General features: G+C 64.6%; 11 protein-coding genes. 7 read left to right on the top strand and 4 right to left on the bottom strand.

Annotation, left to right across the window (positions count from 1 at the left end):
- The first annotated feature begins 107 nt into the window (after positions 1–107).
- The 4 genes from J8F10_RS39635 to J8F10_RS37030 all read left to right on the top strand — a co-directional run bounded on the left by J8F10_RS39635 (position 108) and on the right by J8F10_RS37030 (position 6258).
- On the top strand, positions 108–950 hold the full coding sequence (locus tag J8F10_RS39635; protein ID WP_246524784.1) for a DUF1559 family PulG-like putative transporter: 843 nt from the start codon (positions 108–110) through the stop codon (positions 948–950).
- A 282-nt stretch (positions 951–1232) separates the two neighbouring features.
- The gene (locus J8F10_RS37040; RefSeq protein ID WP_210663316.1) at positions 1233–1670 is read left to right on the top strand and encodes a hypothetical protein; all 438 of its coding nucleotides are present in this window, start codon (positions 1233–1235) and stop codon (positions 1668–1670) included.
- A 240-nt stretch (positions 1671–1910) separates the two neighbouring features.
- Complete coding sequence (locus tag J8F10_RS37035; RefSeq protein ID WP_210663314.1) at positions 1911–3167, top strand: tetratricopeptide repeat protein; 1257 nt, start codon at positions 1911–1913, stop codon at positions 3165–3167.
- 40 nt (positions 3168–3207) lie between these two features.
- Positions 3208–6258, top strand: coding sequence for a tetratricopeptide repeat protein (locus J8F10_RS37030; RefSeq protein ID WP_210663311.1), 3051 nt, complete (start codon positions 3208–3210; stop codon positions 6256–6258).
- A 146-nt stretch (positions 6259–6404) separates the two neighbouring features.
- Here J8F10_RS37030 and J8F10_RS37025 read toward each other — a convergent pair whose 3' ends face one another.
- From J8F10_RS37025 to J8F10_RS37010, 4 genes are all read right to left on the bottom strand, one after another.
- Positions 6405–6911, bottom strand: a complete 507-nt coding sequence (locus J8F10_RS37025; RefSeq protein WP_210663309.1) for a hypothetical protein — start codon at positions 6909–6911, stop codon at positions 6405–6407.
- Positions 6912–6959: 48 nt separating this feature from the next.
- A complete protein-coding gene (locus J8F10_RS37020; RefSeq protein ID WP_210663308.1) occupies positions 6960–7733 on the bottom strand; it encodes a succinate dehydrogenase/fumarate reductase iron-sulfur subunit in 774 nt (257 codons plus the stop codon).
- Between the two features lie 187 nt (positions 7734–7920).
- The gene (locus J8F10_RS37015; RefSeq protein WP_210663306.1) at positions 7921–9786 is read right to left on the bottom strand and encodes a fumarate reductase/succinate dehydrogenase flavoprotein subunit; all 1866 of its coding nucleotides are present in this window, start codon (positions 9784–9786) and stop codon (positions 7921–7923) included.
- 60 nt (positions 9787–9846) lie between these two features.
- Positions 9847–10650: a hypothetical protein gene (locus J8F10_RS37010; protein WP_210663304.1), complete on the bottom strand. Its 804-nt coding sequence runs from the start codon at positions 10648–10650 to the stop codon at positions 9847–9849.
- Between the two features lie 192 nt (positions 10651–10842).
- Here J8F10_RS37010 and J8F10_RS37005 point away from each other — a divergent pair, with 192 nt between their 5' ends.
- From J8F10_RS37005 to J8F10_RS36995, 3 genes are all read left to right on the top strand, one after another.
- Positions 10843–11394, top strand: coding sequence for an RNA polymerase sigma factor (locus J8F10_RS37005; protein WP_210663302.1), 552 nt, complete (start codon positions 10843–10845; stop codon positions 11392–11394).
- A gap of 194 nt (positions 11395–11588) precedes the next feature.
- Complete coding sequence (locus tag J8F10_RS37000; protein ID WP_210663300.1) at positions 11589–12548, top strand: hypothetical protein; 960 nt, start codon at positions 11589–11591, stop codon at positions 12546–12548.
- 64 nt (positions 12549–12612) lie between these two features.
- Positions 12613–14460, top strand: a complete 1848-nt coding sequence (locus J8F10_RS36995) for a redoxin domain-containing protein (protein WP_210663298.1) — start codon at positions 12613–12615, stop codon at positions 14458–14460.
- The last annotated feature ends 116 nt before the right edge of the window (positions 14461–14576 follow it).

Genomic DNA, 14576 nt, shown 5'->3' with positions numbered 1-14576 from the left:
GCATTTTCTCGGCCGTGTTCTCGTTTTTTCAAGGCTTTGTTTCTCCCGAAGGGCCTTCCATGTTTTATTTCACAAATTTCGGTTGCCGCCGTAGGCGCGGATTTACGTTGATCGAATTGCTGGTAGTAATCGCGATCATTGCGATCTTGATCGGGTTGCTTTTACCGGCCGTTCAGAAAGTTCGCGAGGCGGCCGCTCGGATGAGCAGCCAGAACAACCTCAAGCAGATGTCGCTGGCGCTGCACAACGTGGCCAGCAACACCAGTGACGGGCGGCTCCCCCCGGCGTATGGATTCTTCCCGAAGGGGACCGACGCGGCGTCGAACGACTGGCAGCAGAGCGGGGCCGAAGGGCCGATCTACTTCCACCTGCTCCCGTTCATTGAGCAGGGGAACATGTACAATTCTGCGGCAACGGGTACCTCGGGGCACCTCGGCGCGCAGCTCCAGTGGGCCGGCAAAGCGCGGACGGTCAAAACTTACATTGCTCCCTCGGATCCGACCAACGATACCACAAAAGACCTTTCAAGCTACCGAACCAATTTGCTCGCGTTCGCTACCCCGCCGGCCAACGCCGGTACCAGTTGGGACGGCCCCCGCCTCCCCGCGACGTTCTCGGATGGAACCTCGAGTACCGTCGCATTTGCGGAAGGGTTCGCGGTCCCAAACGGGACTACCAATTATTGGTGGTACTCGATGGATAATGCGGCTTGTCCGAACGGCGGTCGCTGCAACGGTCCGTCTTACTTGGCGACGACCACCTCCCCCGTGTTTACGACGCAGCCACCGCAGACAGCTCTGTGGGACCGGCCCAACGCTTATAATGCCTCCGGTGTTCAGGTTGCCATGTTGGACGGTTCCGTCCGCTCGGTGACAACCAGTATTACCCCGGCGACGTGGTACACTGCGAACCACCCGTCCGATGGGGGCGTTCTTGGTAGTGACTGGTAAGCACGCTCTGACGACTTGATAGTCTTTCAGCTTCGCTCTTCATTGAACTTCGGCCAGTGGGATTTACAGTTTTTGAAACTGTAAATCCCGCTGGTGTAAGCCTTCATACCTTCTGTTTCCTTTCCCGCGAGGTTTTACGTGATGCTCTCCGAGCGCCCCCGTCTGACTCGGCGTTGGGGATTCCTCTGTTTGTCTCTCTTCCTCTTCGCTTTCGTTAGTGGTTGTGGAGGTGGTAAAGGGAACGTTTCCGGGACGGTCACGGTAGGCGGGAAACCGTTACCGATGGGAAATATCGTCTTCACCCCCGAGAGCGGGCCGTCGGTTGTTGCTGAGATTCACGACGGTAAATACTCGGCCGAAGGCGTCCCGACGGGCGATGTCAAAGTGTCCCTTGATTTACGAAACCTCAAAACGATCGCGGAACAAACGGCTCCAAAAACAGGCCCGGCGGGAATGGCTGCCAAGTTCGGGAAAATGAGCGGGGACGATGCCGCCAAACAGAAAAGCTTGAACCCCGGCGCGGGCGCGAACATCCCGCCCGAGGCAAAAGAGCAGCTCGCGCAACAACAGAAAAATAGCGCCGAAGCAAGCCGCCTTCAAAAAGAAACACTTCCCCTGATTAGCGGAATTCCCGAGAAGTATTCTGATCCAAACCAGTCGGGATGGACGGTAAAGGTATCGAGGGGCGACAACACGTTTGATGCGAAGGTCACAAAGTAGATAACAGATTCGGCCCGTGTGGAACTCGTGCTCCGAGCGGATGACCGGGGCACGATGATTCGGCTTGAAATCTTTGGTGCGTAAGATTGTTTTAATTACGTCAGTGCCGACATTGATCGCCGGAAGTCAGCCCGTGCTCATTTCGTAACTGCAATTCTGCGTTTCAATTGTCAGTAAGGCGGCTCTGTCCCCTTTTTGGGGTAAGTGATTATGTTCGTGTGGGTGCCACCCCGTAGAGTGATGCGAATTCTCCTCGGCTGTTTTTTGCTCGGCTTAACCGCGTTCGGTCTGTGGGCAGCGGCTAAACCACTTTTGGCTAACTACTACGAGCGCAGTGCGGCGAAAGCTCTCGAGAAACAGCAATACCCAAAGGCACTGGCCGCGTATCAACAGGCGCTCCGGTATCGTCCTGATAGCCCTAATATTAATTTGCTCGTTGCGCGAACGGCGCGGCGGGCCGGTAATTTTTCGACCGCCCGGGAGCACCTTCAGAGGTGCCGGGAGCTGCAAAGCGGCGTTTCCGAAGAACAGCAGGTCGAAGGGTACCTTTTACGCGCGCAAACCGGCGAGGTCGACGAGGTCTTCAACTATTTGCTCCCGTACTTGATTCAAGAGGGGCCGCTGACGCCCCTGGTCCTCGAATCACTTTCTCGCGCCTACATGGGGAAGTACCGGAGCGACCTTGCGTGGAGCTTTCTCTCGCGTTGGAACGAGATGCAGCCAACGAACGTTGAGGCAATTTTCTGGCGGGGAACCTGGTACGCTCAACAGCAGAATACGCGCGAGGCCGCCGCCGACTTCCGCCGGGCACTGGAGCTCGACCCCGAGCGGATCGATATTCGCCTAACTTATGCCGAGATCATACGGGCCGACAAACAATTTACCGAGGTTGCCGAAGAGTACCGGACCGTGTTGCGACAGTCGCCCGGAAACGCCGACGCGATCCTGGGGCTCGCTCAGGCGTATCTCGAGTTGGGTAAGACTAATGAGGCCCGCGAGCAACTCGCGGTGATACCGCCCGACAAGAGAGAGGCCGCCGCATATCTTTGGATGAGCGGTATGGTAGAGTTCCGATCGGACCGCCCGGAGCTTGCGGAACCGCTCCTCCGGCGGACCTTGGAGAGTGACCCACGAAACGTAGACGCCTGCTATAACTGGATGTTGTGTTTGAGGGCCCTCGGGCGCGACAGCGAAGCGACCCAGGCGCGCGAGCGATTTGAACAGATCGAGAAGGACCAGAAGCGGCTGATCCAGTTGACGACGCAAGAGTTCCACGCGCACCCGACGAACGCCGAGCTCCGGTGCGAGTTGGGAGAGATCTACTTGCGGATGGGGCTCCACGAGCGGGGCATTTACTGGCTGCACGCGGCGCTGAAGCTCGCACCGACCTGCCGCCGCGCCCACGAACAACTGCGAGACCATTTCGAGGCGGTAGGTGGCCCGGATTCGGCTGGGAAAGCCGACTTCCACCGCCAACAACTCGCCAACTTGCGCTGACACGGCGCGAACCCGTCTGTCGTGAATTGAGGAAGCGTTCATGAGTGCCGGCAGTTCCCCCCTCCCTTCCGGCGCGCCGGTCCGAACCGGTAGTCGGTTCGGGTCGGGGCTCGCGCTGGTCGCGGTCGCGTTGGCGGTTGTGCTCGCGTCCGCCCCGGTGCGCGAACCGGAAATCTGGTCGCACTTGGCCCGGGGGCGGGCCGTGGCCGAAGGGCGCCCGCACCCCGCTCGCGACGACGGGTTGCTCTCGCCCCCGAATGCGCGGGGCGCGCACGTGTCGGTTCTTTATGACCTCCCCCTTTATGCGGGGTTCCGTTTCTTGGGCGGGGCGGGGGCCGCGGCGCTGAACGCGGGGGCGGCCGCGCTGCTCGCCTTCGTGGTGTTCCGCACGGGCCGGACCCCGGGCCGTTCCGCGCCCGCGGGCGCCTGTGCCCTCGTGACGGTCCTGTGCGTCGGCCCCTGGCTCGAACTCGGCCCGCGGGTCGCTTCCTACCTGTTCTTGGCGCTCACGATGTTGCTCTTACGGAGCGCGGCGCTCCGGGCCGAGTCCGGCGCGAGGGGTACGGGGGGGGCGCGCTGGCAGGTGTTCGTCCTCTTCGCGGTCTGGGCGAACGTCGACCGCTGGGTCGTAGTGGGGCCTGTTACCATTGGCTCAATGGCACTGGTCGCGTGGCGGGGGCGCACCCCGGCCGCGTGGGTTCTCGGGGAACTCTTCCTAATCGGCCTCGGTGCTTCTCTGCTGAGCCCGAACCACTGGACGGTTTGGACCCCGGCCCACACGGTGGGGTGGGAGGGGGCGGGGCCGAGCGCCTCACCGTTTTGGCCCGCGTGGTACCGGACCGGATCACCGATCGTCGGGGCGGGCTACGCGGGCCTCGTTCTGCTCGGTCTGTTCGCGTTTTGGCGAGACCGGGGGGCGCGCGCCTGGGCGCCGGTGTGGTTCCTGCTACTGGTCGGGGCCGCCCGCTGGCCGGTTGTCGCTCCGCTCTTTGCGGTCGTCGCCGGGCCGACCGCGGCGCTCGGCCTTGCTTCGGCCCAACTGCCCGCGCTCCCGGGGGCGGGCCGGCGCTGGGGCCGGGCGGTGCGGTTCACCGGGTGGGTATTTGTGTTGGCCGGGGCCGGCGCGCTACTCGCGGTCGGCTGGACCGGGTGGGCGACCGGGCGCCCGCTGGGGCGCCCGGCGTGGTCCGTGGATACCGATGATTCGTTGCGCGATGCGGTGCTGGTGATTGAACGCTGGCGCCGCGAAGGCGCGCTCGGCCCGAACGAGAACGGGGTCGCGCTCTCGCCCGAGGTGGCCGATTACCGGTCCTGGTTCGGAGAAGGTGGCGCGCAAGGAACCGGCGAACAAAGTGGTGCGCTCGATTTCGCAACGGTCCGAGCCGGGCTGCTGCCCGAGGGCGACGGTGAGCCGGGGGCGGCCGGTTGGCGCGAAGTTTTTCGTAAGCGCGGCATCAGCTACCTCATCCTCCACAGCGGCGGTGCGGTGCCGACCGAGCGCGTAGTGACCCGACTGGCCGGAGCGCCCGACGAGTGGACCCTCCTGTACCTGCGCGGGCGAACGGTCGTCTTCGGGTGGCAAGACCCGGCCGCCCGCGGCGCCGGGGACCGGTTCGCCCCCCTGCGATTGTCACCCGAGCGGAGGGCCTTTTCTCCCGCTTTGAGCGACACGGCCCCTCTCGGAGGGGCCGACCGGGAGCCTGGCGCACGGGCGTGGGCGCGCGCGTTCGCGGCCCCGAACCCGGGCGCCCCCCAGGAGCAGGACGAAGCCGCGCTGTACCTCGCGTACTTCGACGGGCAACGGGGCACCTACGATGCTCAGAACCGCGCGACGTGGCTCGCGAGTCAGAGCGCCAGCCTGCTCGGGAACCTTGCCGCTCCCGCGCCGGGGCCGGGGCCGGGCGCGGCGGACATCGGTCAATGGATCTTCGGGGTTCCCGGCGCGTGGAACGCATTTCTTGCCGGCCGAGACGACGGCTCGCTGGGCGCGCCCGTGCTCGCCGTCCGATCGGCCCGCCGGGCGGTCCGAGAGAACCCCGATGATGCGAGGAGCTATTTTCTGCTCGGCGAAGCTTATTTGAGGCTGGCGCAAGCGACCCGGGAGCGCACCTGGAGGTACCTCCTCCCGGCGTTCGACCGAATTCGACAAGTGCAGGCGATCACCGCGTTCCAGAAGGTTCTGATCCTCCGGCCGGATTCCGCGGCCGCGCACGGGCGGTTGGCGCGCCTCTACCGGGACCGCGGCAGTTTGGATCTCGCCCTCCACCACTTGGACGGGTTGATCAAGGCGACCCGGGCGCGCGGCCCGCAGCCCGGAGAAACGCCCGAGGGCGCGCGCCAAGCGCTCGCGGCCCTCGAGCGCGAATACGAGGGCCTCGGTACCGAAGTGCGGCGCCGCGAGGCGCTCTGCGAGGGCGGCGCCGGGAGGCGGGCGCTCGACCAGGCCCGCGAAGCGGCCGGGGCCGGGTTGCCGGACCGCGCCTTGAAGCTCCTTCTCAAGTCCGACGCCTCGGAGTTCGGGCCGGAAGGCGCGAAACTCGAGCTCGACCTGCTCCTTTGGGCGGGCCGGGGAAATGACATCCGCGCCTGGTTGGACCCGGAACTGGAGAAGAGCGTCGGGGCCGCGACGTACCACGAGATCCTGGCCTGTCTCGCGGCCGTCACCGGCGATTACCGGGACACCGGCCCGGAGATGCGCAACGTCGCGGGCGCCCTGTTACGGGTTCCGAGTCGCTTGCCGACCCCGCACGCGCAGGCGTCTTACGATGTCGGCCGGGCGCTACTGTCAACGCCCTTTATCTCCGGTACCCCCAGTACCTTCGTGCACAACGCTCTCGTGCGGGAGGGGCTGTACGAGGAGGTCCATCAGATCACAACGAGTCTGCGCCGGGAGGCGAACGCTCACGTGGTGGGCGGCTTGCTCGCGATGGAAGCGGGGCAGATCGAGGAGGCGGAAGCCTTTTTCAAACTCGCTCTGGTGGCTTGGGGCGCGCGGGACGGGCGGGGCGGGGGTAGCGGGCTCGATTTTTCGGGACGGCGGGTGGCCCAGGACTGCCTGCGCCTGATTAGGGAGCACCGGACCGACGGATAAAATCCTTACGGGCCGCGCGGTTGCACGGTCGGCGAAATCGCGCCCTAGTAAAGACCGTTTCTCGCTCACCGAGCCGCGGCCGCCCGTAGCTCGGTGAGGGCGACTGAAATGGCGCTTCTTGTAAACCTCTCGAACCGGCGCCCGGGTCAGTCGCCGACGTAGACCTCGCTCGCGATCTCTTCGGTCGGGTAGACGTCGGGGTGCTTCATAATCATCCGGGCGCAACTGTTCCACCGCAGGAGCGCGTCGTCGTTGGCCGGCGGGCTGACCGCCTCGGCCGTTTCAAAGTGGTTCATCGCGTCGTGGAAGCACACGAACGCGGCCCCACCGGACCGCGGTTGACCCGACCGCAGCCACGCGATCCCCTCGCGCTCGGCGATGATCCCGGCGAAGTACGCGCGCTCGTAGTCGCCGGTCAGCCGCGGCAATAGTTCGCGGACGTACCGCGGCGGCACCGGGCGCGGGCTGCCGAAGCGGTCCGTGAGTGCGAGGATCAGCGAGGCGAGCGCGGCCTGGTTGCCCGGGTCGATGCTCAGCACGTCCTCGCAGATGCTCTCGGCCTGCTCCGGTTCGTTGAGGAGCCGGTAGCGGTGCGCCTTTTCGAGTGCGGCCGGGATCGCGTCCCGACGCAGGATCTTGAGTTCCAAATTCATGGCGCCCTCCCCGACGCGGTCGCGTCGATACGAAACACGGTTCGTCCCTCAATCCGCCGTTCCGCCCAGATCCTCCTTCTTCCGGGGCCGGAACACCAACTGGATCAGCTTCATCACCGGGTCGTAGAACTCGTCCACGACGCGCTCCTTCAACGGGATGATCGCGTTGTCCGTGATGGTGATGTGCTCGGGGCACACCTTCGTGCAGCACTTCGTGATGTTGCAGTAGCCGATCCCCTGTGTCTCTTTCAGGTCGCGCACGCGGTCCGCGGTGTCGAGCGGGTTCATCTCCAGTGCGGCCGAGTACACGAGGAACCGCGGGCCGATGAACTCGGCGTGCTTGTGGTGGTCGCGCAGCACGTGGCACACGTCCTGGCAGAGAAAGCACTCGATGCACTTGCGGAATTCCTGCACACGATCAGCGTCTTCCTGGGCCATCTTCCAGGTGCCGTCGGGGTTGTCGGGTTTCCGCGGGCGGAAGGGCTTGATGCGCTTCTTCACCTCGTAGTTCCACGACACGTCCGTGACCAAGTCCTTCACCAGCGGGAACGCCTGCATCGGCTCGACGATGACGATCTCGTCCGGCGGCAGGTCGTCGAGGCGCGTCATGCACATGAGCTTGGGCGCGCCGTTGATCTCGGCGGAGCACGACCCGCACTTACCCGCTTTGCAGTTCCACCGGCACGCGAGATCCGGCGCTTGTGTGGCCTGGATCTGGTGAACGGCGTCGAGAACGACCATCCCCTCGCCCGCTTCGGCGGTGTAGTCGCGGAACTCGCCCTTCGTGGCGTCCCCGCGCCAGATGCGGAACGTTGTGGACATTAGGAGCGCTCCCTGTTTCACAACGGCAAAACTAGATCACAGGGCTTCCGCCCTGTGCTACGAACGCCGGCCCCTCCGGGGCGAAGACCGAAAACTAAAGACAACGGGTTCACCCGTCATGATTCGCCCCGGAGGGGCCGGCGTTCGTAGCACAGGGCGGAAGCCCTGTGACTTATTTGAATCGTGTTCATTTCAGCTCGTCCGGAAGCACACCGTTCGCTTCCGCTTTAATGGCATCCTTTAGTTCGTCGGGCACGGGCGGAATCTGTTCCAGGCGGATCTGCATCGTGCCGTCTGTACCTTTCGCGATGATGCTGTTCACCTTCCCGAACTTCGCGTTGTCCTTTTTCGGATAGTCGTCGCGGAACTGCGCGCCGCGGCTCTCTTTGCGCAGGATCGCGGCGCGCGTCACGGCTTCGGAAACGGTCAGGAGGTTGTGAAGGTCCATTGCGGTGTGCCAGCCGGGGTTGTACTCGCGGTTCCCGGTGACTTGCACCTTCGCGGCGCGGGTGCGGAGTTTTTCCAGTCCGTCGAGGGCACGAAGCATCTCGTCTTTTTTCCGCACGATCCCGACGAGGTCTTGCATCATGTCCTGCAAGTCCTGTTGAACCTTGAACGGGTTCTCTGATGCCTCGCGATCAAACGGGGCCAGCGCCCATTTCGCAGCGGCATTGACTTGATCCGTGGGAACGGCTCCCGCAGAGTTTTGCTCGCTCGCGTACTTCGCGGCGAATTCCCCCGCGCGCTTGCCGAGAACGAGCAGGTCGGAAAGTGAGTTCCCGCCCAGGCGGTTCGCGCCGTTGATCCCGGCCGCGCACTCGCCGCACGCGAACAGCCCGGGGACGCGCGACATCTGCGTGTCTGCGTCGACGCGGACGCCGCCCATCATGTAGTGCGTCGTCGGGCCGACTTCCATCGGCTCCTTCGTGATGTCCAGCCCGCCGAGTTCCTTGAACTGGTGGTACATGCTCGGCAGCTTTTTCTTCCAGTGCTCGGCCGCGTCGAACTTCTTCGCGCGCTGGCCGTACCACCCGGCGAACGTTTGCAATTCGAGGAACACGCCCCCGTGCGGGCTCCCGCGCCCCTCGCGCACCTCGCGCACGATGCACCGGGCCACGTGGTCGCGCGTGAGCAGTTCCGGCGGGCGGTTGGATTCTTTGTCGCCGAGCACGTAGCGGAAGCCTTCTTCTTCGTCCTTCGCGGTTTGGGGGCGGTAATTGTCCGGGATGTCGCCGAACATGAACCGATTGCCCGTGTTGTTCCGCAGCACACCGCCCTCGCCGCGCACGCCCTCGGTGACCAGGATGCCGCGCACGCTCGGCGGCCACACCATTCCCGTCGGGTGGAACTGCACGAACTCCATGTCGATGAGTTCCGCGCCCGCGTCGTAGGCGAGCGTGTGCCCGTCGCCGGTGTACTCCCACGAGTTCGATGTGATCTTGTACGCCTTCCCGATCCCGCCGGTCGCGAGCACGATGGCCTTCGCGCGGAACACGGTCCACCGACCGCGCTCGCGGTCGTAGGCCAGCGCGCCGCTCACGCGGTCGCCGTCCTTCAGGAGCCGAATGACGGTGCGCTCCATGTACACGGCGATGCCCCGGTGGATGCCGTGGTCCTGGAGCGTGCGAATGAGTTCGAGGCCGGTGCGGTCGCCGACGTGCGCGAGGCGCGGGTACTTGTGCCCGCCGAAGTTCCGCTGCAGAATCTTGCCGTCGGGCGTGCGATCGAACACCGCGCCCCATTTTTCAAGTTCGCGCACGCGGTCCGGGGCCTCGCGCGCGTGAAGTTCGGCCATCCGCCAGTTGTTGACGTACTGCCCGCCGCGCATCGTGTCGGCGAAGTGGACCTTCCAGTTGTCGCGGTTATCGACGTTCGCGAGCGCCGCAGCGATCCCGCCCTCGGCCATCACGGTATGGGCTTTGCCGAGCAGTGATTTGCACACCAACCCGACCGACACGCCGGTCGCGCTCGCCTCGATCGCGGCACGAAGGCCCGCGCCCCCGGCCCCGATGACGATCACGTCGTGTTCGTGAGTCTGGAACTCGACAGACATGAATCCGGACTCCGGCCGAGTGGTTGAAACACAAGTCCGTACCGATCTGTAGCGCGTGGGTCAAAGAATGCGGACGTCCGTCCACACGCCCATCGAGCAGAGCCGCACATAAACGTCGGTGAACATTACCCCCACGAGGCTCACCCACGCCCAGAGCATGTGCCGCTTGTTCAGCGCGCTGCACCCCTTGTAGGCCTTGTGGCACAGTGGTGATGTTGAGATGCAGTCGCGCCGGCCGCCGACGAGGTGGCGCAGCGAGTGGCACCCGAGCGTGTAGCCAGAAAGCAGGATCACGTTTGCCGTGAGTACGAGCGAGCCGACCCCGATGCCGAAGTTCCCCTTTCCGTTCGCGTCCTTGAACCAGAACGCAGAGGCCGCGTCGTATGCGAGCATGAAAAGGAACAGGATCGCGAAATAGAGGAAGTAGCGATGGATGTTCTGAATGCGGAGCGGCCAGTTGCTCTCGCCGATGTAGTGCTTCCGCGGTTCGCCGACGGCGCAATTGGGCGGGTCGGCCCAGAACGCCTTGTAGTACGCGCCGCGGTAGTAATAGCAGGTGAGGCGGAACCCGGCGGGCGCCCAGAGGATGATGAGCGCGGGCGAGAACGGCAACCAACTCGGCCACCACGCCGGTTGGGGGCCGAACCATGCGTGCGGTGAATTCCCGAAGAGTTCCGGCGAGTAGAACGGCGACAGGTACGGGCCGTAGGTGTAGTGCGCGCCCTGGAACGCGGCCCAGTTCGCGTACACGAGGAACGTGCCGAATCCGAGGAACACGAGCAACGGCTGGAGCCACCAGCGGTCGCGCCGCGCCGTTTCGCCGAACGACCGCTGCCGGAGAACCGGGAGAGGGGTACTCGCCATGCCACGCTCAGGGTGAGAGAGAATCCTGAACTGTGAGACCAGATAATATGCGTACAGTCGAACGGGTGCAAGTTTTTAAAGAGGAAACGGTTGGCCGTATCCGGCGCCGGTTCGAGATCGAACGCTTTCGTGTCCGGAACCTGTTTCGCTGGACGCGGTTGATAGGATGTGGCGGACCGGGGAACGACCGCAATGTTGACGAACGAACAGCGGCAGCGCTTCGGGGCGTGGGTGGTCGCCATCGGCCCGCGTGCGACCGCCTACGCCCGGTCGCTCGTGCGCGACCCGTCGCGGGCCGACGACGTCGTTCAGGAGTGCTTCTACCGGCTCCTTCGCCGGGCGGACGCTTACGACCTTGAACGCGACGGCGTGAAGATCCTCTTCAAAGCGATCTCCAATCTGTGCATCAACCAGGCGACGCGCGAAAAGGCCCTTCTCAGCCTCGACTCCTCCCACCCCGACGATTCTCCAATTACAGTGGCCGATCCGGTGGCGCTGCGACCCGAACAAATCCTCCAGCACCGCGAACTCGAACAGGCGATATGTGACGCGCTGCAGAGGCTCCCGCCGCTCCAACGAGCCGCGGTCGAGTTGCGAGCGCTGGGGATGTCGAAGGAGGAGATCGGCGAGGCGCTGGGCGTCTCCGCGACGAACGCGGGCGTTCTCGTTCACCGCGGGCGCCACGCGCTCGCCCGTGAACTGGAATCATTGCACAATATCGCGGATTCCGATGACAAGGTGTAACCGCCTTGCGTGGCGTGGGTTGTTCTCTATTGCCGACCGCGTTTGCTGTTAACGTTTGGCATCGGTTTTAAGCCTTGCACCTGTCTTACCAGCATCGTGTGTGCTGAGTGAGGTGGGCTCAAGGCAGAGTTAATAATGTTCCGACCGCTTTCGGCCCGCGATTCCTTCGCGGGCTTCGTGCGCGAGAACCTGTGATGCTTCCACCCAATTCGTTTCCCGAACCTGAACCGGGAATCGACGAACTCGTTCGCGCGCAGCTCGACGCGGACGCGGCCCGTATGGACGCGCAGGGGATGGCCGACCGCGTTCTGGCGCAGCTCGCGGCGGACGCAGAACCGACTCCCACACTTCGCCGCGTGCGGGTGTGGCGCCGAGTGGCGTCCGTCGCCGGGGTGGTGGGGTTGGCCGCGGCGGTGCTGATTGCGGTGTTCGCGCTCTCCGGTCCGCGCGAGGTGGTCGCGTCGCCCGCGCAAGTCGTGCAGGGGGCACGCGACGCCTACACCCGAAACGAGGCGCGGTGCTACCGCGTCACGATCGAGTTACCCCCGCGCTTGCGCGAAGCGCTTCCGCTCCTCGCACTCGATACCAGCCCGCGCGTGCTCTGTACGCGCGGCGACCGGTTCGTTGTCGAGCCGGGATTTGGCGGAAGGGGGGCGTGGGGTAGTGACGGATCGGGTCGGGTGTGGGTCGCCCCTACCATTGAGGGGGCCGTGGCGTTCGACGAAAGTGAATTGCCCGTCGCGCTGCGCAACGCGGTCAAGATTCACGAACTCGAACTCGATTCGCTACTTGATGAGGTGCTCGCCAATTTCGACCTCACCTGGACCGAACCGCCCGAGCGCGCGGCGGAAACCTATTCCGTGACCGCTGTGCGCCGCGGGGACGTGCGCCCGCTGCACATCGCGTCGGCCGAACTGGTGATCGAGAAGCACACCAAAATCGTCCGCTCGTTGGTGGTGCGGCGAAAGGCGCTCGGCGAAGGGACCACGGCGCTCACGTTCGCGCTACTCGAAACGGTTTCCAAGGACGACGCAGTGTTCACCCCAGAGGGGCACATCAAGCCCGGGGCGCTGGTCCACGACCGCACCAAGCCGAACCTGCGTCGGCGCCTCCTGATTCAGCAAATCGGCGAAATCGTGTTTCGCGGGATGTAACCGGGGTAAGTGTCGCGGGTTGTTCTTCTGAGACGCGGCCTTTCCGCAGCCCAGGAGAACAAACGTGAAACGCCTGCTCGTTGTGCCGATCCTTCTTGCTCTCGTCGTACCCCTCGTCGGGGCACCTGCCGATCCCAAATCCGACCCGAAGCCCGTCGCGAACTTCACACTCACCGACCCCGCTGGCAAGACGTGGGCGCTCGCGGACCAGAAGGCGAAGGCCGTGGTCTTCGCGTTCCTGTCGTGCGAGTGCCCGATGTCTAACGGCTACATACCCGCCCTCGCCGATGTCGCCACCAAGTTCGCGGATAAGGGCGTCGTGGTCGTCGGCATCCACGCGGACCCGGACGAATCCGCGGAGCGCGTCGCCAAACACACGAAGGAGTACAAGATCCCTTTCACGGTGCTGCGCGACCCGACCCATGCGGCCACTGCTCTGCTGGGTGCCAAGACCACGCCGGAAGTCGTGATTCTGGACGAGAAGTTGGTGGTGCGGTACCGCGGGCGGATCGATGACGGGTACTCCGCGCGGATGAAGCCGAAGGCCACCGTTTCGCGACAAGATCTCGTCACCGCGCTGGATGAAATCCTCGCGGGGAAGCCGGTGAGCGTGCCGGAAACGAAGGCGTTCGGGTGCCCGATCCCGGACCCGGTTAAGGAGGCCGCGGCAGATGCGCCGGTCACGTTCTACAAGGACGTGCTGCCCGTGATGCAGAACCACTGCCAGTCGTGCCACCGTCCGGACCAGGTGGGGCCGTTCAGCCTCGTGAACTACAAGCAGGTGGCGAAGTGGGCGGACACGTCGCTCGAAGAGATGCACGCGAAGCGGATGCCGCCGTGGAAGCCCGCCCCGAACCCGCTCCTGACCGGCACACGGGCGATCCCGGACGAGGCGGTCAAGGTAGTCGAGAAATGGATCGTCGGAGGTAAACTCGAAGGCGACCCGAAGGACGCGCCCGCGGCGCCGAAGTTCACCGACGGGTGGACGCTCGGTGAGCCAGACCTCATCCTCGAAGCGCCGAGCGAGACGACGATCGCGGCCAGCGGTAAGGACCACTTCCGCGTCGTGGTGTTCCCCACGAACCTGTCCGAAGACAAGTTCATCGTCGCGATGGAGGTGAAGCCGGGGAACCCGCGGGTCGTTCACCACACGCTTCAACTGGTCGATACGTCGGGCAAGGCTCGCGCGCTCCAGGCCAAAGCGAAGCCGAAAGCCGACGACGCGGACCACGGCCCGGGGTACCCGGTGAGCATGGGTTGGGGCTTCCTGCCGGACCGCAGCGGGATGGTCGGCGGGTGGGCGCCGGGTTCGCTGCCGAAGAAACTCCCCGACGGCATCGGGCAGAAACTCCCGAAAGGCGCGGATCTGTGCGTGCAGTTCCACTACCACCGCACCGGCAAGGAAGAGAAGGACCGCACCAAGATCGGGCTGTACTTCGCCAAAGCGCCCGTCACGCAGCCGTTCCGCACGATCCCCGCGACCGGCGTGTTCCTGTCGATCCCGGCCGGCGAGAAGCAGTTCAAAGTCGATTCGTCGTGGAAACTGGCAGAGGACGTGACGCTGTACCGCATGTCGCCGCACATGCACCTGCTCGGCAAGGACATCGAACTGACCGCGACCGTTCCCAGCGGGAAAGAGCAGACGCTCGTGCGAATCCCGGCGTGGGACTACAACTGGCAGGAGCAGTACGAACTCAAGGAACCGATGAAGTTACCGAAGGGCACCGTGCTCCGGGTGCGCGCGACCTACGACAACTCGGCCGGCAACCCGCACAACCCGAGTTCCCCGCCGCAAGCGGTGCGGTTCGGGGAGCAGACGACCAGCGAGATGTGTTTCGTGTTCTTGGGCGTCTCGACTGAGAGCAAGGTCACTCGGCTGATTACTCCGAACGGCCCGCTGTTCGGGAAGTGATTCACGGGTGGCAGGGCCGTTGAATGTGTGCTTGTTTCGCGCGAGGGAGGGGGAGTCTATTGGATCGGGAAGTAACCCCTCACCCCGCCGCGAAGCGCGGCGACCCTCTCCCGCAA

It is taken from the genome of Gemmata palustris, assembly GCF_017939745.1.
In the GTDB taxonomy this organism is placed as follows: domain Bacteria; phylum Planctomycetota; class Planctomycetia; order Gemmatales; family Gemmataceae; genus Gemmata; species Gemmata palustris.
This window is presented reverse-complemented; position numbering and strand designations above follow the sequence as displayed.